Annotated in this window: 17 protein-coding genes; 9 read left to right on the forward strand and 8 right to left on the reverse strand. The window is 42.1% G+C overall.

What is annotated here, in order from left to right:
• Window positions 1–4: 4 nt before the first annotated feature.
• On the forward strand, window positions 5–355 hold the full coding sequence (locus AC5JM2_RS31425; protein WP_244837828.1) for a CpeR family transcriptional regulator: 351 nt from the start codon (window positions 5–7) through the stop codon (window positions 353–355).
• Window positions 356–457: 102 nt separating this feature from the next.
• Here AC5JM2_RS31425 and AC5JM2_RS31430 read toward each other — a convergent pair whose 3' ends face one another.
• The 3 genes from AC5JM2_RS31430 to AC5JM2_RS31440 all read right to left on the reverse strand — a co-directional run bounded on the left by AC5JM2_RS31430 (window position 458) and on the right by AC5JM2_RS31440 (window position 2,953).
• Window positions 458–1,486, reverse strand: a complete 1,029-nt coding sequence (locus AC5JM2_RS31430; RefSeq protein WP_495839473.1) for a zinc-dependent alcohol dehydrogenase — start codon at window positions 1,484–1,486, stop codon at window positions 458–460.
• Between the two features lie 147 nt (window positions 1,487–1,633).
• Entirely contained in the window at window positions 1,634–1,819 is a 186-nt protein-coding gene (locus AC5JM2_RS31435; protein ID WP_495839378.1) for a hypothetical protein, read from the reverse strand.
• 66 nt (window positions 1,820–1,885) lie between these two features.
• Window positions 1,886–2,953, reverse strand: a complete 1,068-nt coding sequence (locus AC5JM2_RS31440) for a glycosyltransferase family 4 protein (RefSeq protein WP_495839380.1) — start codon at window positions 2,951–2,953, stop codon at window positions 1,886–1,888.
• 370 nt (window positions 2,954–3,323) lie between these two features.
• Between AC5JM2_RS31440 and xth the strand changes: the two genes are divergently transcribed.
• The 4 genes from xth (at window position 3,324) to AC5JM2_RS31460 (ending at window position 8,102) form a co-directional block, all read left to right on the forward strand.
• The gene (gene xth, locus AC5JM2_RS31445) at window positions 3,324–4,106 is read left to right on the forward strand and encodes an exodeoxyribonuclease III (RefSeq protein ID WP_495839382.1); all 783 of its coding nucleotides are present in this window, start codon (window positions 3,324–3,326) and stop codon (window positions 4,104–4,106) included.
• A gap of 58 nt (window positions 4,107–4,164) precedes the next feature.
• Window positions 4,165–5,040, forward strand: a complete 876-nt coding sequence (locus AC5JM2_RS31450) for an SDR family oxidoreductase (protein ID WP_495839384.1) — start codon at window positions 4,165–4,167, stop codon at window positions 5,038–5,040.
• 301 nt (window positions 5,041–5,341) lie between these two features.
• Window positions 5,342–6,838, forward strand: a complete 1,497-nt coding sequence (locus AC5JM2_RS31455; protein WP_495839386.1) for a beta-barrel domain-containing protein — start codon at window positions 5,342–5,344, stop codon at window positions 6,836–6,838.
• Between the two features lie 328 nt (window positions 6,839–7,166).
• The gene (locus tag AC5JM2_RS31460) at window positions 7,167–8,102 is read left to right on the forward strand and encodes a LysR family transcriptional regulator (protein WP_495839388.1); all 936 of its coding nucleotides are present in this window, start codon (window positions 7,167–7,169) and stop codon (window positions 8,100–8,102) included.
• 48 nt (window positions 8,103–8,150) lie between these two features.
• On the opposite strand, the gene AC5JM2_RS31465 is transcribed toward AC5JM2_RS31460, so the two are convergent.
• Window positions 8,151–9,581: a S8 family peptidase gene (locus AC5JM2_RS31465; protein ID WP_495839390.1), complete on the reverse strand. Its 1,431-nt coding sequence runs from the start codon at window positions 9,579–9,581 to the stop codon at window positions 8,151–8,153.
• Window positions 9,582–10,097: 516 nt separating this feature from the next.
• On the opposite strand from AC5JM2_RS31465, the gene AC5JM2_RS31470 reads away from it, so the two are divergent.
• The gene (locus AC5JM2_RS31470) at window positions 10,098–11,774 is read left to right on the forward strand and encodes a DUF2079 domain-containing protein (protein WP_495839392.1); all 1,677 of its coding nucleotides are present in this window, start codon (window positions 10,098–10,100) and stop codon (window positions 11,772–11,774) included.
• Between the two features lie 196 nt (window positions 11,775–11,970).
• Entirely contained in the window at window positions 11,971–13,161 is a 1,191-nt protein-coding gene (locus tag AC5JM2_RS31475; protein ID WP_495839394.1) for a glycosyltransferase family 4 protein, read from the forward strand.
• 260 nt (window positions 13,162–13,421) lie between these two features.
• Here the strand turns inward: AC5JM2_RS31475 and AC5JM2_RS31480 are convergent, their stop codons facing one another.
• Window positions 13,422–13,760 (reverse strand): XisI protein, encoded by a 339-nt coding sequence (locus AC5JM2_RS31480; protein ID WP_495839396.1) that lies wholly within the window; start codon window positions 13,758–13,760, stop codon window positions 13,422–13,424.
• Window positions 13,745–14,164 carry an element excision factor XisH family protein gene (locus AC5JM2_RS31485; RefSeq protein ID WP_495839398.1) on the reverse strand — a complete coding sequence of 140 codons (420 nt, stop codon included), beginning with the start codon at window positions 14,162–14,164 and terminating at the stop codon, window positions 13,745–13,747. Before AC5JM2_RS31485 ends, AC5JM2_RS31480 begins: the two co-directional genes overlap by 16 nt.
• A 159-nt stretch (window positions 14,165–14,323) precedes the next feature.
• On the opposite strand from AC5JM2_RS31485, the gene AC5JM2_RS31490 reads away from it, so the two are divergent.
• The gene (locus AC5JM2_RS31490) at window positions 14,324–15,625 is read left to right on the forward strand and encodes a S41 family peptidase (protein ID WP_495839400.1); all 1,302 of its coding nucleotides are present in this window, start codon (window positions 14,324–14,326) and stop codon (window positions 15,623–15,625) included.
• Window positions 15,626–15,644: 19 nt separating this feature from the next.
• Here the strand turns inward: AC5JM2_RS31490 and AC5JM2_RS31495 are convergent, their stop codons facing one another.
• Window positions 15,645–16,811 carry a cysteine desulfurase family protein gene (locus tag AC5JM2_RS31495; RefSeq protein WP_495839401.1) on the reverse strand — a complete coding sequence of 389 codons (1,167 nt, stop codon included), beginning with the start codon at window positions 16,809–16,811 and terminating at the stop codon, window positions 15,645–15,647.
• A gap of 2 nt (window positions 16,812–16,813) precedes the next feature.
• Window positions 16,814–17,443, reverse strand: a complete 630-nt coding sequence (locus AC5JM2_RS31500; RefSeq protein ID WP_495839403.1) for a type I restriction endonuclease — start codon at window positions 17,441–17,443, stop codon at window positions 16,814–16,816.
• Window positions 17,444–17,569: 126 nt separating this feature from the next.
• Here AC5JM2_RS31500 and AC5JM2_RS31505 point away from each other — a divergent pair, with 126 nt between their 5' ends.
• Window positions 17,570–18,124 (forward strand): Uma2 family endonuclease, encoded by a 555-nt coding sequence (locus AC5JM2_RS31505; RefSeq protein ID WP_495839405.1) that lies wholly within the window; start codon window positions 17,570–17,572, stop codon window positions 18,122–18,124.
• The last annotated feature ends 7 nt before the right edge of the window (window positions 18,125–18,131 follow it).

Consider the following 18,131-nt stretch of genomic DNA (forward strand, 5'->3'; position numbering starts at 1 on the left):
TTTTATGAACGTATTAGGTGAGCAAACAGAAGCTGGGGTGAAAATAGGAATGTTGCCACCGGAAGCTGAAAAAAAAATGCAATGCTGGATCCGGAGCCGACATTTGATCAGTTCAGGAAATTTTTTTGTTTTTGAATCAGTTGATTACAGTGCGGTTGAACGATTTTCAGAGTGTATTGCGGCGCTGGGAGGAGCGTTATTATCCATTGAACCCATTGGCAAAATCTGGATGGGCGATCATCGTCAGGTGATTCTTTATCGAGCGAAGGCAAGTTTACATACGCCCCACCATACCTTAAAGCAATACTGGTTGAAATACGGTGGTTTTCGCACAAGGTTTGATGAGCGTGTTTAACAGATTAACTCACAGCTATAAAAACATCCAGATTGCCGCCTACGGCGCGGCTACGCCTAACGTTTTTATAAAAAGCCGTGGGGAAATCGAAGTTCTTAGTCCTTAGGGAATCATTGCTACTTTAATCACCTTACGATCTCTCATATCACAAAACACCTGTTCTAAATCCTGCAATGGACGGTGTTCGCTGATGAGCAACTCAAAGGGAATCTTCTGACTTGCAATCAGTGACAATGCTGCCCGAACATACTCTGGAGTGTTATGAAAAACTCCTTTGAGAGTCAGTTCGCTGTAGTGTAGTTGTTCTGTATTCACGCTAATAGTTGTATCTCGTGGACAACCACCAAACAGGTTAACAGTTGCACCAGGACGAGCACAAGCAATTGCGGTTTCCCAGACACTTGGTACACCAGTTGCTTCAATCACCACATCTGCACCCCATCCCTGTGTCAGTTCTTTAACTAAATTAGGAATCTCTGGGAACTGATGATAATTAAAGGTCTTTGCTGCACCCAGTTTTTCTCCAATTTCTAACCTTTGGTCATTGCCTCCAAAGAGTAACACCTCAGCTTTAAGATCATGAGCCAATTTAGCCACAAACATCAGCCCGATCGCCCCATCTCCTAACACCACCACAGAATCACCTGGTTTGACGTTGGAACGAGCGACTCCATGCAGCACACAAGCCAGAGGTTCAGTCATTGCTGCCAACTCATAAGGCAACTCATCAGGAATTGGCAACATATTATGTTGCACAATCGGTGCTGGAATTTTTAAATATTCGGCAAAAGTGCCGTTATTCCATGTCAAATTTGGACAGAGGGAATATTCTTGGCGTTGACAAAAAAAGCAATTCATGCATGGGGCAGAATTATTTGCTACCAGGCGATCGCCCACTTGCCAAAGAGTGACACCCTCTCCGACAGCGACAATTTCCCCCGCTGCTTCATGACCAAACAGTGTTGGTGGTTTGAGCATCTTAGCATGACCGCCGCGACGCCAAACTTTTAAATCTGTACCACAAGTTGTTGCTGCTCCCACTTGGATGACAACTTCACCAATACCGGGTGTGGGGGACGCAACTTGTTCTAAACGTAAATTTTCTTTGCCGTAAAGTAACGCTGCTAACACGCGAGCTTTAACCAATAATTTGCTCCACCTGATTTTACCAGGTGGAGCCGGGAACTTTATCAGTTACCAGTGAACAGTTATCAGTTATCAGTTATCAGGTAGGAAACGGACTCGTCCACCCGTTGTTTAGTGTTCACTGTTCACTCACTACGCTTTGAGTACTGTTTGAGCAATAGATACCTTACTTCTTCCTTCCAAGTTCGGCATCTGACTCACAGTTAACACTGGCACTTCTTGGCGACAGGTTTTGCAAAACCAGTAGAGTTCACCATGACGAATATGACGTAGCAAAGAACCCCCACAGCACGGGCAATCGTCGGATCTCATACTCATATTTATGTCCTCCATTTGAAAAGCTATTGATTTATAGATGTAATAGATGCGTTAAAAAATCGTTAATTAAACTTTGATTTTTGCATCATGAATACGACCGTTTGAATGAATGCGGTCTTGTATGATTTTTTTATAGACCGCCTCGTACCCATCCACCATTTGGCTGACACTAAACTTGTTCTCTACATGTTCTCGACAAGTTTGACGATTGAGTTCCAAAGCTGCTGGAATCATTGCCGCCATTTCATCGTAGCTTTGGCAGACAAAACCTGACACACCGTGGTCAATAACTTCTGATACGGAACCTAGATTCATCGCAATAACTGGTGTCCCAGTTGCCATTGATTCAGTCATCACTAAACCAAAAGGTTCTTGCCAGCCGATTGGAAACAAAGTCATGGCAGCATTGCCCAGCAGTTTAACTTTCTGGGCGTGGTCGATTTCGCCTAGGTATTGAATTTGCTCACCATCAATCTGTGGGGCAATCTCTTGTTCAAAGAACTCAGAGTCTACTACATCAACCTTTCCTGCCATTTTTAGATGCCAGCCAGCTTTTTTCGCAATGGCGATCGCATGATGCGGTCCCTTTTCTGGCGCGAAGCGTCCTAAGAATGCCAGGTATGGCGGTTGTTGATGTTGGGGAACAAAAGGATAATCTTCTAGATCAATTCCGTTGTAGACCGTCTCAACGTAGTTCAGGTTTATTTGACGTTGAGCGTTACTAATGCTAACGTATGGTTGCCGTTTATGGTGGATGTATAGGTTTTGGTTATCCGTTGTAAAATTGCTGTGCACGGTATGCACGGTGGGTGTTTGTACAAAACTCGCCAAAGGTAATGCCGTAATCCCCACATGGGAATGGATGATATCGAATTCCTTTGCTATTTCGTAAACCTGGCTCAGTTCCAGCATTTCGTACACTCCGTACTCTTTGACGTTCGGGTCTAAGCGCAATGCACGAGGATAAACTGCTTCTAACTTAGCCAATGTTTGCGAGTCGCCTGATGCGAACAAAGTCACATCGTGACCTCGACGTACCAGTTCATCTGTCAAGCGACTCACGACTAGCTCTATTCCTCCATATGTTGGAGGTGGAACTCGTTCCCACAGGGGGGCTACTTGAGCAATTTTCATAGGTTGTTTTGGTTCAGCAAGTAAGATGATCCTATTACTAGGACATATATCTGATGATAGAGCATTTATACTTAATCACCTGATTATTAAGTTAACCTGACTGACTCACCCGAGTGCAATTTCGGTTAACCCTACCCTGATAAAGTCGTTGGCTAATTTGATACTAGCCATTTTATTAGAGTGGAAGTATACTTTAACATTACAGTTTGCTCAGAGCACGATTCATCTATCTTGAGGCTCATAATAATTTAATTTTTTTTTAACTAAAAATAGGAAAATCTCGAAACGGAAGCAATTCTAGAGAATATTGCAGGAGGAGAAGATCGATGACGAAAGGACGCAAAAACCTGGAGAATGACGACAGACTAAGATGAAAATTGCGACTTGGAATGTCAACTCGATTCGCACTCGTTTAGAGCAAGTTATTGATTGGCTGGGTCAGAGTAACGTAGATGTCCTGTGCCTGCAAGAAATTAAAGTTGTAGACGCACAATTTCCCCGCGCACCTTTTGAGGAATTGGGCTATCACCTTTATGTATCAGGACAAAAAGCTTACAACGGTGTTGCGATCGCCAGCCGTCAACCACTAGAGAATGTCAGTTGTGGTTTTACGCCGACTTTATTGAACATCCAACCAGATTGGGATGAGCAGAAACGGGTGATTACCGGTAAGATAGATGGTATAACAATTGTCAATCTTTACGTACCCAATGGTTCAGCAGTGGGAAGCGAGAAATATGAATACAAGCTGGGTTGGCTAATAGTGCTGCAGGAGTATTTGCGATCGCTTCTTTTATCACAAGCTGCTATTTGTGTGTGTGGAGACTTTAACATTGCTCTGGAAGATAAAGATATTCATCAGAGTGCAAAGAGCGAAAATCACATCATGGCATCAGAACCAGAGCGCCAAGCCTTACGAGATATCCTCTTATTAGGATTTGCTGATGCTTTTCGCAAATTTACCCCGGAAGGCGGACACTACAGCTGGTGGGACTATCGAGCAGCATCTTTTCGCCGTAATTTGGGTTGGCGAATTGACCATCACTATCTCACGCCTGATTTGTATGATCGTGCCAAAAGCTGCACTATTGACGTAGCTCCCAGAAAGTTACCTCAACCCAGCGATCATGCACCAGTGATTGTCGAATTTTAGAATTTAGTCATGAGTCAACACTCATCCAAAATCCACGCATCCAAAATCCAAAATTGATATGTTTCTAGTCACTGGAGCCACAGGGGGAATAGGTCGCACAGTTGTGCGACTTTTACGTGAACAGGAAAAGCAGGTGCGAGCATTTGTCCGTCTTACTTCGCGCTACAGCGAGTTAGAACACCGAGGAGCTAACATCTTTATTGGTGATTTGCGCCAAGAAAAAGATATTCAAAAAGCTTGTCAGGGCGTACAGTACATTATCAGCGCTCACGGTTCTGATGGAGATGCCTTAGCTTTAGACTATCGCGCTAACATTGAACTCATAGATTCCGCAAAAGCTAATCAAGTCCAGCACTTTGTTTTTATTTCCGTGCTAGGAGCAGATAGAGGATACGAAGATGCTCCTGTGTTTAAGGCAAAACGAGCAGTGGAGCGATACCTGGAAACTAGTGGCTTGAACTACACTATTCTACGCCCATCTGGATTAGCATCCGACTTACTACCATTAGCAGAACGTTTTCGGGAAACGGGGTTTTACCTGCTTGTTGGCGATCCCAAAAACCGTACCTCTAGTGTTAGTACAGATGATTTAGCAAGGATAGTAGTAGATTCTGTGACAGTTGAAGCGGCTCGAAATCAGATATTATCAGTTGGGGGACCAGAGATTTTAATGCGAGAGGATATTCCCAAAATTATTAGTCGCATTTTTAACCGAGAGCCACTGATAATTAACCCGCCACTCTTAGCTGTAGATGGGCTGCGGGGTGCATTAGGTTTTTTCAATCCGCAAGCACAAAAAGCTTTGGGAACGTTTCGTACATTACTAGCTAACGAATTTTTCTGTACAAGAGAAGAAATTGCGAAATTGGAAGCTACTTTCAATTTTGAGCTGGAAACACTAGAAAGTTTCTTGCGACGTTATCTAGCGATTTAATTCAGTAAACAGTGAGTAAGCGTGCTTGATGAGGGTTTCCCGACAGAGGCATCTGGCGGAGCGCGTTAGCTCCGGCCCCCTTAGGGGCTAGCGGAACCGTTCGGCACGGGGCCGTGCCCGTTAGGCGCAGCCGTGGCGTTAGCCATAGGGCTCAGGTTCTCCCCGATAGCCTTACGGTGAGTCCAGCACGGCGCGGGAGGGTCTCCCTCCTGCGCCGTGCTGGCTCACTGATAACTGATAACTGATAACTGTTTAGGAGTGACTACTCACCTATAATCTAAAATCCCAAATCTAAATTCTTATGAGATATTCCCTAGCTGCAAATACGGCTACAGCACGTAAAACAAAACAGCGATTTGCAAAACCTGATGAACACCTATCCTATGAACTGGGTAAAGCAGTACAGGAACTGCCACCATTGTACACTAGATTGTTAGCGGGAACACTGAGTGTAGTGGTACTGGGAACAATCGCCTGGGCGAATTTTTCCAAGATTGATGAAGTGGCGACAGCACCAGGGGAGTTAATCGCTTCGACACAAGTACGACCGGTGACATCCATAGGTAACGGAACAATTGTCAAGGTCAACGTTAAAGAAGGCGATCGCGTCATCAAAGGTCAAACCCTAATTCAACGTGATCCAGATTTGCAACAAGTCGATGTGACTCGCTTAGCCTCATCTGCTGAATTAATTCAAGAAGATTTGCGACGTTTAGATGCAGAACGTACGGGTGGCAAAATTGCTGGAACACAACTTCAAGATCAATTGTTAAACTCTCGTTTACGAGATTATCAAGCGCGTCAAGCAGCTTCCGTTGCGGAAGCAAATCGCCAACAAGCGCTGACTAACCAGGCAAAAGTGCGCCAAACTCGCTTGCAAGAAAATCTGGTAAACGCAAGAACTAGCTTTACCAACGCCAAAACAAACTTGGTTAACGCCCAAAATATCCGCAAGAAAGTTGAAAGCGGCTTAACCATTGCTCAAAAAAGGGAACAAAGCCTCAAAACTCTAGTAACTCCTGGTGCTATTCCTCGAATCGATTACTTGGACGCCCAAGAAAGACTCAATCGAGCAACTACGGATATTACCCGAGCGAATGATGAGGTGATAAACTCCCAAAATAAGGTGACAGAAGCTCAAGACAAAGTTACATCCTTTGAAAAGGATATAGCAGCTCAAGTTCAGGAAATTCGCCAAGCTCAAGCTGCATATCAAGCTGCGCTTACTCAAGCACAACGTATAGAATCAGAACGTCAAAGTGAAATTATCACCCAGATCAACAAACGCAAAGAAGAACTAACCACCGTTCAAGGTCAACTTGAGCAAGCCCAGAAGCAACAAGAGAGGGAAACTATCAAAGCTCCAGTCACAGGTACTATCTATAGAATAAAAGCCACAAGAGGACCAGTGCAATCGGGTGAAGAGTTAGTATCTATTTTACCAGAAGGGGAAGAACTTCTCTTAGAGGTGAAAGTCCTCAACCGAGATATTGGTTTTATTCGCGAGGGAATGAAAGCAAAGGTTAAAATGGCAACTTTCCCATTTCAAGAATTTGGCATCATTAATGGTGAAGTCGTGCAAATCAGTCCCAATGCTATTGTTGACAAAGAAATGGGGTTAGTTTTCCCCACCAGAATTAAGCTGAATAAACACTCCATAATGGCTCAGGGACAAGAAGTTGCATTTACTCCTGGGATGGCTGCAAATGGTGAGATTGTCACTCGCAAGAAGTCAATTTTAACATTCTTAATTGAGCCAATTACTCGTCGATTCAGTGAGGCATTTTCTGTCAGGTAGGTGTGGAAGGGGCGAGTATGCAGCGCTTTGCGGCGCTGGGCGCATGGACAATCGCCCTACTAAGTATTAGACTTCGTGGCAGTTGTCAGTTAAAAGTGACAAGTCAAAAGTGAAAAGAAAAAGAAAATCTCTTCACCGAAAGACGGCTTCGGTTGCCCCGTCTCTATCAACTCTTTCCCCCCCCTGCCTCCCCCTGAATCAATAACTAGTAAGCTAATGTACTTTTAATTTGCATAATTAGGGAGAACCAGATGCCCACCCTACAAGAGTTTTACTTTTAGGTAACATGCAAGTTAAATGTCCAACAGCTTAACTTGGCTTAATACATATGGATAAAATAGATTTGTTGCAAGTGGATCTTAATCTTTTACTGGTGTTACATGCCTTGCTGCTTGAGCGTAACGTCACGAATACTGGAGAAAAAATTGGTTTGAGTCAATCAGCTACCAGTCACACCCTGGGGCGGTTACGCAAAATATTCAACGATCCACTGCTTGTGCGCTCAAACAAAAACATGGTTCTCACACCATACGCTCTTGAGCTACTCGAACCACTAGAGAAAATTTTGTTAGATATCAAACAGTTGATTCAACCAACCGTTTTTGATCCGAAAACAGCACAAGGTACAATCCACCTAGCGGCATCAGATTACTCAATCGTTGTGATTTTGCCAAAGGTTCTCAAGCTTATTTGTGACAATGCACCCCACCTGAATCTGGAGTGTCATCATTGGCGTTCTGACACACTAGATTTACTAAGAAGTGGAGAGATCGATCTAGGCTTAGGAGTTCTAAATCTAGCCCAAACTACGGAGTTTAAATGCCAGAAGTTATTTGTTGAAGATTTTGTGTCTGTCGTTCGGGCTGACCATCCCATCACTCTAACGGATTTTACCGTTGAATCTTACGTTGCTTGGTCACATGCCTTAATTACAATCACAAACTCCCCTGTAAACGCAATCCCCAAATCACCTACAAGGCACGTAGATACTGTGTTGTCAGGGTTAGGTGTGAAGCGTCGGGTGATGTTGAAGTTACCGCATTTTCTCGCGGCTCCTATGATTGTCGCTCACAGCGATCTCATTTTGACATTACCTCGTCGAATTGCAATGCTCTTTGCTAACTATACAAACCTTGCTATCCTGGAGCCACCGATTGAACTTGGTCAGTACGACTATATGCAGATTTGGCATATGCGTCTCGATCACGATCCGCTACACATTTGGGTACGCGAGATTATAGCGTCCCAAACGCAGCTACTCTAAAACTTTAACAAAAATGCGTGTAACCAACACAAAAGCGCCATCATTGTTTCATAACCGTGCGATCGCTGAGTCCTCTAGCATTTCTTGACGTTTCTTGAGTATGTTTTCAGAATCAATGGTACTATCATAATGACTAGTACTATAGTTCACATAATTATTCAATCCTGCTTGGTAGCTTGAGAATTGTGACCCCAGTGTAGAACTGACACTAAAGCCAGAGAATTGCAGAGTATTGCTATCATCGAACTGGTCTTGTGACCCATAAGAGTCATCCTGGTAATTTGTAACGCTGAAGTTAGAAGTTGTAGCACTGCTATTGGTTGCAAAGTTGCTCAGACCAAAGTTTGGCATTTGTGTGTCGTGTACCGCTGTTTCTGCGACAATCTGACGTACTTGAGCATCAGTAAGATTGTGATTAGCACTGAGCATGAGAGCAACTACACCAGCAACGTGAGGAGCCGCCATAGACGTGCCACTATAGGAAGCATATTTATTACCCGGAATTGTAGAATACACATTGACTCCTGGGGCCGTCACGTAAGTAAGTGGATTCACTCCCGCTTTGTTGGAGAAGTCAGCCATCTGATTATTTTTATCAACTGCTCCAACTGCAATTCCTGATTTATCTGCATAGCGCGCTGGATAGCCTGGTTGCAAGCCACCATCATTGCCAGCTGCCATAACGACAATCACTCCTTTAGTGCTGGCATATTCAATAGCTTTCTCTAAAGTACTGTCAGAAGAACCACCACCAAGACTAAGGTTAATCACGTTAGCTCCATGATCCACGGCATAGTGAATGCCATTAGAAATCGAAGTATAGGAGCCAGAACCATCATCACCAAGGACTTTGACTGGCATAATTTTGGCATCGTAGGCAATACCAGTCACACCAAAGTCATTCTTTTCCCCAGCAATAGTTCCAGAGACATGGGTTCCATGACCAAATTTATCTGAAACATCGTTGTTGTTATCAACAAAGTTCCACCCGTGAACGTCATCAACCAAACCATCACCATCATCATCCTTGCCATTGCCAGCAATTTCCTTGGGATTTGTCCAGATATTATCCTTCAAGTCATCGTGGTTGAAGTCAACCCCAGTATCCAGAACAGCAACAACTACACCCTTACCAGTGTATCCTTTTGCCCAGGCTTCTGGAGCCTTCACAAGGTCGGCTCCCCAATTGTTACCACCTAGGTTAGGAACATCAGCAAAGGTAGTTTGACCAGCTGCTTTAGCCACTGCTGCTGCTGCATTTATTAAGCCATAGCCAGAGGTGAAACTGTACCCATTGTCATTGAACAATTGTTCTTGAGCATTAGATTCTAAGCCATTCATAGCTGAGTTAAAGCTACTATGACCGTTAAGGTTTACGTTGTAATTGTTGTTATAATCAAAGGTATTTACTGAGGATAGAGAAGTAATATTTTGCCCTTGATTAAAAAGAGAACTGTTACTACTAAGACGAGTGAACATCAGTATTAATTTCCTCAATAAAATCTCGATTGATTGACAACAAAATTGACAAAAACCTTATCTTTATCTATGATCAGGGTTTTGTATTACAAATATTTTGTCCTATATAATAATTACTATTTAAATAAAATAAAAAAAGCTAATTATCTTACAAATATTATCTATATAAATAGAAATCAACATTTTATAGACGAATCCTATTTGATTTGTGAGAGTTTTTTGACAAACTGCAAAGGACATCTAGACGCCTGAAAGGTCTCCCGCAATTTTTGGGTAGAAAAGACATAAACAGAGGTTCTCACAAATCATTTAGAACTGCTATTTTTTGAAAAAATTGTATAATTTAGTATCCTAAATAAGTTAACGGTGAGGCAAGTTGCTGCTTTGAGGGTAACTCGAAGGCAGGCAACTACCTCTGCCGTTGAGTTATCAAGATTTCAGACGACAACAAGTACTGATAATTGATAACTGTTAAAATATTTTTCCCCCGTGTTCCTAAATCAGGGTTATTAAGTGATGTTTTTAAAATTACAAAATAAGCTACGAAAAAACCCAGAGTTGTACTCAAAGACACGCACTGATATTAATTTTGTCTTGCCATTGGCAACAGTATTCTTTGTCCTTTGTCTGATACTTATCCTAAATCGTTACTATAGTTTTTACGCTTCTTTTGACCAAGGAATTTTTAACCAAGTTTTCTGGAATAACCTTCACGGTCGATTCTTTCAAAGTTCCCTTTCTTCAAGTCTTTCCACTAATGTTGTTCATTCTGGAGAAGTTGCTACAGTTTATTACCACCGCCTCGGTCAACACTTTACTCCAGCGTTATTGCTTTGGCTACCAGTATATGCATTGTTTCCCTCTCCTGCAACTTTAGGGGTTTTACAGGTTATATTTATCACCGCTGCGGGTTTTGTTTTGTATGTATTGGCACGACAGTATCTACAACCACCATTAGCAGTGATGATTACTGCTAGCTTTTATGCTGCCAATGCTGTTATTGGTCCCACATTAAGTAACTTTCATGATATTAGCCAAATTCCCTTGTTTGTCTTTGGCTTGTTACTCGCAATGGAAAAGCGCTGGTGGTGGCTGTTTTGGGTGCTAGCAGTTTTGATTTTGGCAGTTCGAGAAGATGCTGGTGTGAATTTATTTGGCGTTGGTGTTTACATGATTTTGAGTAGACGCTTTCCCCGTGCTGGACTAGCTGCTTGTATTCTCAGTTTTGGTTACATGTTGGTTCTCACGACTACAATTATGCCACTGTTTTCTGAGGATGTTTCCCGGCGGTTTATGTTAGAACGGTTTGGCCAATTTGGAGATGGAGACGGTAAAGCTTCCACTCAGGAAATTATTTGGGGAATGATTAGCAATCCTTGGCGATTGATCGTAGAACTCGTTACACCAGTAGACCGGACAATTAAGTATTTACTTGGGCAATGGTTACCACTAGCGTTTGTACCTGCTGTTTCTTCTGCATCTTGGATGGTGGCTGGCTTCCCCTTGCTGAAACTCTTTTTGGGGAAGGGAGAGACGGTGCTAGCAATCAATGTTCGCTATGCTTTAACTGTGGTTCCTGGTTTATTTTACGGCGCTATTCTTTGGTGGTCGCAGCATCCAAAAAGATTTAAACTCTCGTTTCGCCGTTTTTGGGCATTCTGTCTGAGTCTTTCTTTATTATTTTCCTTCACTTCCAGTAGTTCTAGCTTAAATAGAGCATTTTATTTTCTCTTACCAGATTCTTTTAATCCTTGGGTATATGTGTCTTTACCTCAACAATGGAGTCATGTGTTGCAGTTTCGCCCAATGCTGGCACAAATTCCACCAGAGAGAAGTGTCTCTGCAACGACTTACCTTGTCCCTCAGCTTTCCAGTCGCCGGGAAATCATTCGCTTACCTGTGCTGGAGTTGCGAAACGATGCACGCCAGGTGATTAAAGTTGATTATGCGATCGCCGATCTGTGGCAGTTAAAACAGTATCAACCAGCATTTAAGGAAGAGCGTAATCTTTTACGGGAACTCGTACAATTGTTTGACCAGCTGACGAAGACTCAGGAATACGGAGTAATTGGCTTTCGGGATGGTGTTATTTTACTTCAGAAAGCTGCAACCCCTAACCCACAAGCCACAGCAGCTTGGTTAACCTTTCGCCAACAGCTAGAGAAAGAATTAATACAAAACAGGGCAACATAATAAAGAAACCAAGAGCCAAAAAATAATTTTGAGTTCTGACTTTTTCTTTGAAAGTCCTTCTACCACTACTTTTTTTTCAACAATGTTAAGAAAAATAAAAAATTTTCCATTTTGGGACTTGTTATAGTAACTAGACTTGTATCTTGAGATAAATGTAGAAGATTATAGATTTGTAAAGGGTTGGGCATAGAACTATATGAAGATATTGGTGTTAAGTTGGGAGTTTCCGCCACGGATAGTTGGGGGAATTGCTCGTCATGTCGCAGAGTTATACCCGGAACTGGTCAAGTTAGGACATGAAATCCACTTGATTACACCAGAGTTTGGTAATGCACCGATGTATGAGATCGTTGAGGGATTACGAGTTTATCGCGTGCCTGTGGCTGCTGGTAATGACTTTTTTCACTGGGTTGTTAATCTCAACCAAAGCATTGGCCATCACGGCGGTAAGTTGATGCTGGAGGAAGGACCGTTTGATATCATTCACGCACATGATTGGCTTGTTGGGGATGCGGCGATCGCCCTCAAGCACAGCTTTCAAATCCCCCTGATTGCCACTATTCACGCAACTGAATACGGACGTTACAACGGTGTTCACACTGATATTCAACGTTATATTAATGGCAAAGAAGAAATTTTTGCTTTCAACGCTTGGCGAGTTATCGTTTGCACTGACTATATGCGGCGGGAAGTAGAACAGGCGTTACACTCTCCGTGGAACAAAATTGATGTTATCTATAACGGTATCCGACCGGAGAAAAAACAGCACCACCAAGATTTTCACGCTCTGGATTTTCGTCGCCAATTTGCCGAAGACGGTGAGAAAATTGTTTATTATGTCGGTCGCATGACCTATGAAAAAGGCGTCTCTGTACTACTAAATGCTGCTCCCAAAGTTCTGGGGGAAATGGGAGGTTACGTTAAGTTTGTGATCATAGGTGGTGGCAATACCGACCATCTCAAAAAGCAGGCTAGGGATATAGGAATATCCAACAAGTGCTATTTTACCGGTTTTATGTCTGATGACTACTTAGATAAATTTCAAACCGTTGCTGACTGTGCTGTGTTCCCAAGTCTCTATGAACCCTTTGGTATTGTGGCATTAGAAAGCTTTGCCTCTCGCGTTCCCGTTGTTGTTTCTGATACAGGTGGTTTGCCAGAAGTGGTGCAACACACCAAAACAGGCATAGTTACATATACCAATAACCCAGATTCCTTGGCTTGGGGTATCCTGGAAGTGTTGAAAAATCCAGGTTATCGACAATGGCTGGTTGATAACGCTTACGAAGATTTAGACAGACGCTTCAGTTGGTCTAAATTAGCCAAGCAAACTGAGGATGTGTACAAGCGGGTGATGCAAGAGCGATCGCTAGTGAGTTGGTTATAAATGAAGTATTTTCATCTTTAACGTCAAGGACAGCTAAATTTTAGCTGTCCTTGATTATTCGTATATTTGCTAACATTATTTTTTTATTTCTACCGCTCTAAGTGAATCAGTTGATTGTGCATACACTTATAAAGAATACACAAGACTTACGCAAACAAACCCGGTTTCTACCAAAAATCGTCTGTTTCGCAACCAAAGACGAACGAAGAAACCGGGTTTCTAGCAGATGGTGCGTAAGTCCTATATTTATTATCAAACAATCATGCCACAGCAAAACCTGTATGCTGTCGTACTTTGGGATGGCGAAAACCGAGTACTATATCTTCTTTGGGAATACCTGCTTCTAGTAAATCAGCAGCAATTCCTTCTTCTGTGTCATCATATTGAATCCAGATTTTGTTACCAATTAAATTGAGGTGAATTGGCGTTGCATGGAGATACTTGTCGCCATTCCAGCCAATGTCCAAAACTAAGTAGTTTCCTCGCTCATCATCAAATAGAACTTGGGAGTTATAGTCATCAGGTAGAGCCGCGCGATATTGGGCGCATTTTTGTAGTATGCTTTTAATGATATCTCGGTATTTTAATTGGGTATCCATTGGACAATCACCTCTCTTTCATCATCAAAAACAATCAGCTTGATAATTTGGTTTTTGAGTAAAACTTGTCCTAACTCTATGGTAAACACGCTATTAAAAGTTGGTTGAGAAACGGCAAGATAAAGATATCTCTCTACACCCATTTCATTAAGTACTTGGCGATAAAGAACATACTGCCCCAAAGCCTGCTGCAAATCCTTTACATCAGACTGTCCCACAAAACTCTTAACTTCCACAACAATTTTTTGGGTTCTTTTTTCAGCACTGATTAAACGTTTTGCACCCAAATCAGCGGATAAACGCTTGTTGCCGATTTGAAGGGGAAATGGATCATGGGTAATTGTCCAGCCATCCTTCTGTAAGGCACGCTTGACAGTATCGTGATAGATATCTTTGGCTGGCAAATTGAGAAATTTGGTAACGAAAGTTTGCTCTAGTCAATGATTATACCACACCTATTGTCAAATGCTTTGTGCTACTTGCTAAAGCAAAATGTAAATTTCTCTCTACTTTAAATGTAGTTCTGAAGAACATCTAAAATAGAAATATATCAAGCAGACACTATGAAAAAACTTAGATTCATTAAGTTAAAAAACTTAACTATAGCAATGCTGACGTCTTTTGCAGTATTGTTCCTTCTCTGGTTTATTTCCCCATTACCTAAAACCCTAGCAAAACCTGAGACAAAAGTTTTTGAACAAGTCTGGCAAACTGTTAACGAAAACTTTTATGACCCCAAACTTAACGGAGTAGACTGGAAAGCAATACGGCAAAAGTATGAACCTCAAGTAGCGCGAACCAAGTCTATTCAAGAAGCTGCTGTTGTGATCAATCAGATGCTCTCTGAATTGCGAACTTCTCACACCCGCTTCTACACTCAAGATGAGCCGGCATACTACCAGCTTTTAGGGATTTTTCAGGCAAATAACCCTGATTTCCAGAAAGAATTAAAAAAGTTTTTCCCAAAAGGTAAGATTGAGTACACTGGGATTGGTGCATTCACTAAAGACATTAACGGTAAGACTTTTATTAGTGCCATTTTAGACGAAAGTCCAGCGGCAAAAGCTGGGTTAAAAGTGGGTGATCAATTATTGAGCGTGGAAGGTGGTCCTTATCAACCGATAAAATCTTTTGCAGGCAAAGCAAATCAAAAAGTCACTTTGTTGATTCAAAGAAAGCCTGATGCCAACAGCCAAGAAAAAATTGCTGTGACTCCCAAAATCTATGACGCAGCCACCATGTTTTTGGAAGCACAACAAGCCAGTACTCAGGTTATTCAACGCAACGGTAAGAAAATCGGCTACGTTCATATTTGGTCAAACGCCGCTGATCCAGACCAGGAGAAACTTCGAGAAGATTTAATATACGGTCGCTTGAGAAATGCACAAGCGTTGGTTTTGGATTTACGAGATGGCTGGGGTGGAGGAGATATCGGTTATCTCAACATATTCACTGCAAAGGAAGGTCCGAGTATAACCAGTATCCCCCGTAATGGGAGAAGATATACTTCTATTTCTCAATGGAAAAAGCCTGTAGTTATGGTGATAAATGAGGGAAGCAGAAGTAGTAAAGAAATTTTGGCTTATGGTTTCAAGCAACATAAAATAGGACCTGTGATTGGTTCTAAAACAACAGGAGCAGTTGTTGCTGGTCGTCCTTTTCTGATGTCTGATGGTAGCTTCGTTTATTTAGCAGTTTCAAATGTGTTTCTCAACGAAACACAACGGTTGGAAGGCAAAGGAGTTGCACCTGATATTAACGTTCCATTCTCATTGGAATATGCTCAAGGTGCAGACCCGCAAAAAGAACGGGCGATAGAAGTTTTGCTGGAAGCACTGAACAAATCAGTGAACAGTCAACAGTGAACAGTAAACAGCATTTGGTTTACACCCTCAAAGCCTGCTTGCGTAAACTTTGAATCGTAGAAATCGTATGTTCTGCAACTTTGTCAATTTCCTCAATTGTGTTGAAGCGTCCTATACCAAAGCGTATCGACGCATAAGCCTGTTGTTCCGAGTGTCCCAATGCCATGAGAACATGAGAAGGTGCAGTTGTGACTGAGGAGCAAGCAGAACCAGAAGACACCGCCATCACTGGTTGTAATCCTAATAGCAGTGCAGATCCATCTACCCCCTCAATGCTGATATTTAAATTTCCTGGAAGTCGCTGCGTAGGATGTCCGTTCAGATGAATTCCTTCTAATTGGGAAAGTTTTTCCCACAATCTTTGTCTTAACTGTGTCAGGCGTTGGCTTTGTGTGGTTTGTTCTTCTAAAGCAATCTCAACCGCCTTACCAAATCCTACGATTTGCGGTGTATACAAAGTGCCAGAACGCATTCCCCGTTCGTGTCCACCACCATGCTGTTGAGGAGCAAGTTGGACTCTGGGATTGCGGCGACGGACATATAATGCACCGATACCTTTAGGACCGTAGACTTTATGTGCAGTTAGCGACATTGCATCAATTTTCATCGCCTGCACATCAAGAGGGATTTTACCAATAGCTTGCGCTGCGTCGGTGTGGAAAAGGACATTTCGTTCTCGACACATTGCACCAATTTCTGCTAATGGTTGCAAAACCCCAATTTCATTATTCGCAGCCATCACCGAAACAAGAATTGTCTCAGGACGGAAAGCTTTTTCTAACTCAGCTAAATCAAGCAATCCATCTTTTTGGACTCGAAGGATTGTGATTTCAAAACCAAGAGTTTTAAGATACTTGCAAGGGTCAAGAACTGCACTGTGTTCTGTTACAACTGTAATAATATGCTGTCCTTTTTGAAAATACGCTTCTGCAACACCTTTGATAGCTAAATTATTCGCTTCTGTCGCACCACTGGTGAAGACAATTTCTTCTGGTGTGGCGTTGATTGCTGCTGCAAGAATTTCTCGCGTTTGCTTGACTGCAGCTTCTGCTTCCCAGCCGTAAAGGTGATTGATGCTGGAGGGGTTACCAAAGTGTTCGGTAAAGTAGGGTAGCATTGCTGCTACTACCCGTTCATCAACAGGTGTGGTAGCGTGAGAGTCGAGGTAAATAGGGCGATTAGACATAGTTATTGAATCAAAACTTGACTTAGCTTTTTTAAGATACTGAGAACTTTATATAATTCATTCTCGCGCTTTAACAGTGTAAATTCATCAGACAAAGCATATTTTGGTATATCTTGCTTAGTCAGTTTAAGGAAAATAAAATTACTGCCATTCAATACTAATCCAAAGGAGGGACGTTCAGGATTAGGATTACCCAGCATATAAGCGAGTGTTTGAGGAATAGCTTCTAGAAGAGAAAAACTAGCTCTTTTAGATTCAATTATCAATAACCATAATTGTTGTTGGATAACTAACACATCAATACGTCCACGTATAATTTCTCCTTCGTCCTCCAAGGCAATTTTTATCGATTCTTCACTTTTAAGAAAAAAAGGTTCATCATAAAATCCAGCTAAACTCAGCAAAGGAGATAACACCACTAATTTCACTGCTTCTTCCAATAAAGGAGGACGTTTGACTAAACGGAGAAAATGAGATTTGACTTTGTCTAAAGACTGCTTTTCTAAAACCGTAATCTCTGGTAAAGAGTCAAACCATTCTGTAAAAAAATCTTCATTTTCAGTCTGTTGCAGTCTAAATCTTTCTTCTAGATAAGCAAGAGTGACATTTTGAGCTTGGATGACTTGAATCATAGTTTTTTTAAACTCGCTATTATCTTAATGTTAAACTCTAATGTCATATTCCATTTTGGCAAAATTGTATGTTTAATCATTGACGAGTAAGATAGCTATAAGAGCAGACTCACTGTTGAGGTTTCTATGACTCTCACCATCCAGGATTTAGAAAGACTGCAAGAAAAACTACAAGAAGATCAGCGTGACTACCAGCTAGAACTACAAGAAGGTAACATCGTCGTCATGGGACCATCAGATATTGAATCGAGTGAAATTGGGGCTGAGTTTATCAGACTGCTGGGTAACTGGGTTAAGCCTCGCCGACTTGGAAGAATATTTGATTCCAGTGGTGGTTTCATTATGCCAAATACCGACCTACGAGCACCAGATGTTTCCTTTGTATCAGCACAAAGACTGAAACGCACCGTGCGCGACTTTGCTAACTTAGTTCCAGATTTGGTTGTGGAAATTAAATCGAAAACAGACCGTGTTCGTCCAATTGAAGAGAAGATTCAGCTATTTTTGCAATTGGGAGCGCAAGTTGGGATACTGATTAATCCAGATAAGCTGACTGTGAGTGTGTATCGTCCAGTTGGTGAGGTGCAACTGTTGGTAACTGAGGATAAACTAACTATTCCAGAGTTGTTTCCTGGTTGGGAAATCGCGATTTCTGAACTATGGCCTCCCGTGTTTGAGTAATATCAAT

It is taken from the genome of Brasilonema angustatum (assembly GCF_059505445.1).

Excerpts from the sequence above, each read along its gene's own strand:
- AC5JM2_RS31425 (WP_244837828.1), top strand. The coding sequence starts at position 5 with ATGAACGTATTAGGTGAGCAAACAGAAGCTGGGGTGAAAATAGGAATG.
- AC5JM2_RS31435 (WP_495839378.1), bottom strand. The coding sequence starts at position 1,819 with ATGAGTATGAGATCCGACGATTGCCCGTGCTGTGGGGGTTCTTTGCTA.
- AC5JM2_RS31440 (WP_495839380.1), bottom strand. The coding sequence starts at position 2,953 with ATGAAAATTGCTCAAGTAGCCCCCCTGTGGGAACGAGTTCCACCTCCA.
- xth (WP_495839382.1), top strand. The coding sequence starts at position 3,324 with ATGAAAATTGCGACTTGGAATGTCAACTCGATTCGCACTCGTTTAGAG.
- AC5JM2_RS31450 (WP_495839384.1), top strand. The coding sequence starts at position 4,165 with ATGTTTCTAGTCACTGGAGCCACAGGGGGAATAGGTCGCACAGTTGTG.
- AC5JM2_RS31455 (WP_495839386.1), top strand. The coding sequence starts at position 5,342 with ATGAGATATTCCCTAGCTGCAAATACGGCTACAGCACGTAAAACAAAA.
- AC5JM2_RS31460 (WP_495839388.1), top strand. The coding sequence starts at position 7,167 with ATGGATAAAATAGATTTGTTGCAAGTGGATCTTAATCTTTTACTGGTG.
- AC5JM2_RS31465 (WP_495839390.1), bottom strand. The coding sequence starts at position 9,581 with ATGTTCACTCGTCTTAGTAGTAACAGTTCTCTTTTTAATCAAGGGCAA.
- AC5JM2_RS31470 (WP_495839392.1), top strand. The coding sequence starts at position 10,098 with ATGTTTTTAAAATTACAAAATAAGCTACGAAAAAACCCAGAGTTGTAC.
- AC5JM2_RS31475 (WP_495839394.1), top strand. The coding sequence starts at position 11,971 with ATGAAGATATTGGTGTTAAGTTGGGAGTTTCCGCCACGGATAGTTGGG.
- AC5JM2_RS31480 (WP_495839396.1), bottom strand. The coding sequence starts at position 13,760 with ATGGATACCCAATTAAAATACCGAGATATCATTAAAAGCATACTACAA.
- AC5JM2_RS31490 (WP_495839400.1), top strand. The coding sequence starts at position 14,324 with ATGAAAAAACTTAGATTCATTAAGTTAAAAAACTTAACTATAGCAATG.
- AC5JM2_RS31495 (WP_495839401.1), bottom strand. The coding sequence starts at position 16,811 with ATGTCTAATCGCCCTATTTACCTCGACTCTCACGCTACCACACCTGTT.
- AC5JM2_RS31500 (WP_495839403.1), bottom strand. The coding sequence starts at position 17,443 with ATGATTCAAGTCATCCAAGCTCAAAATGTCACTCTTGCTTATCTAGAA.
- AC5JM2_RS31505 (WP_495839405.1), top strand. The coding sequence starts at position 17,570 with ATGACTCTCACCATCCAGGATTTAGAAAGACTGCAAGAAAAACTACAA.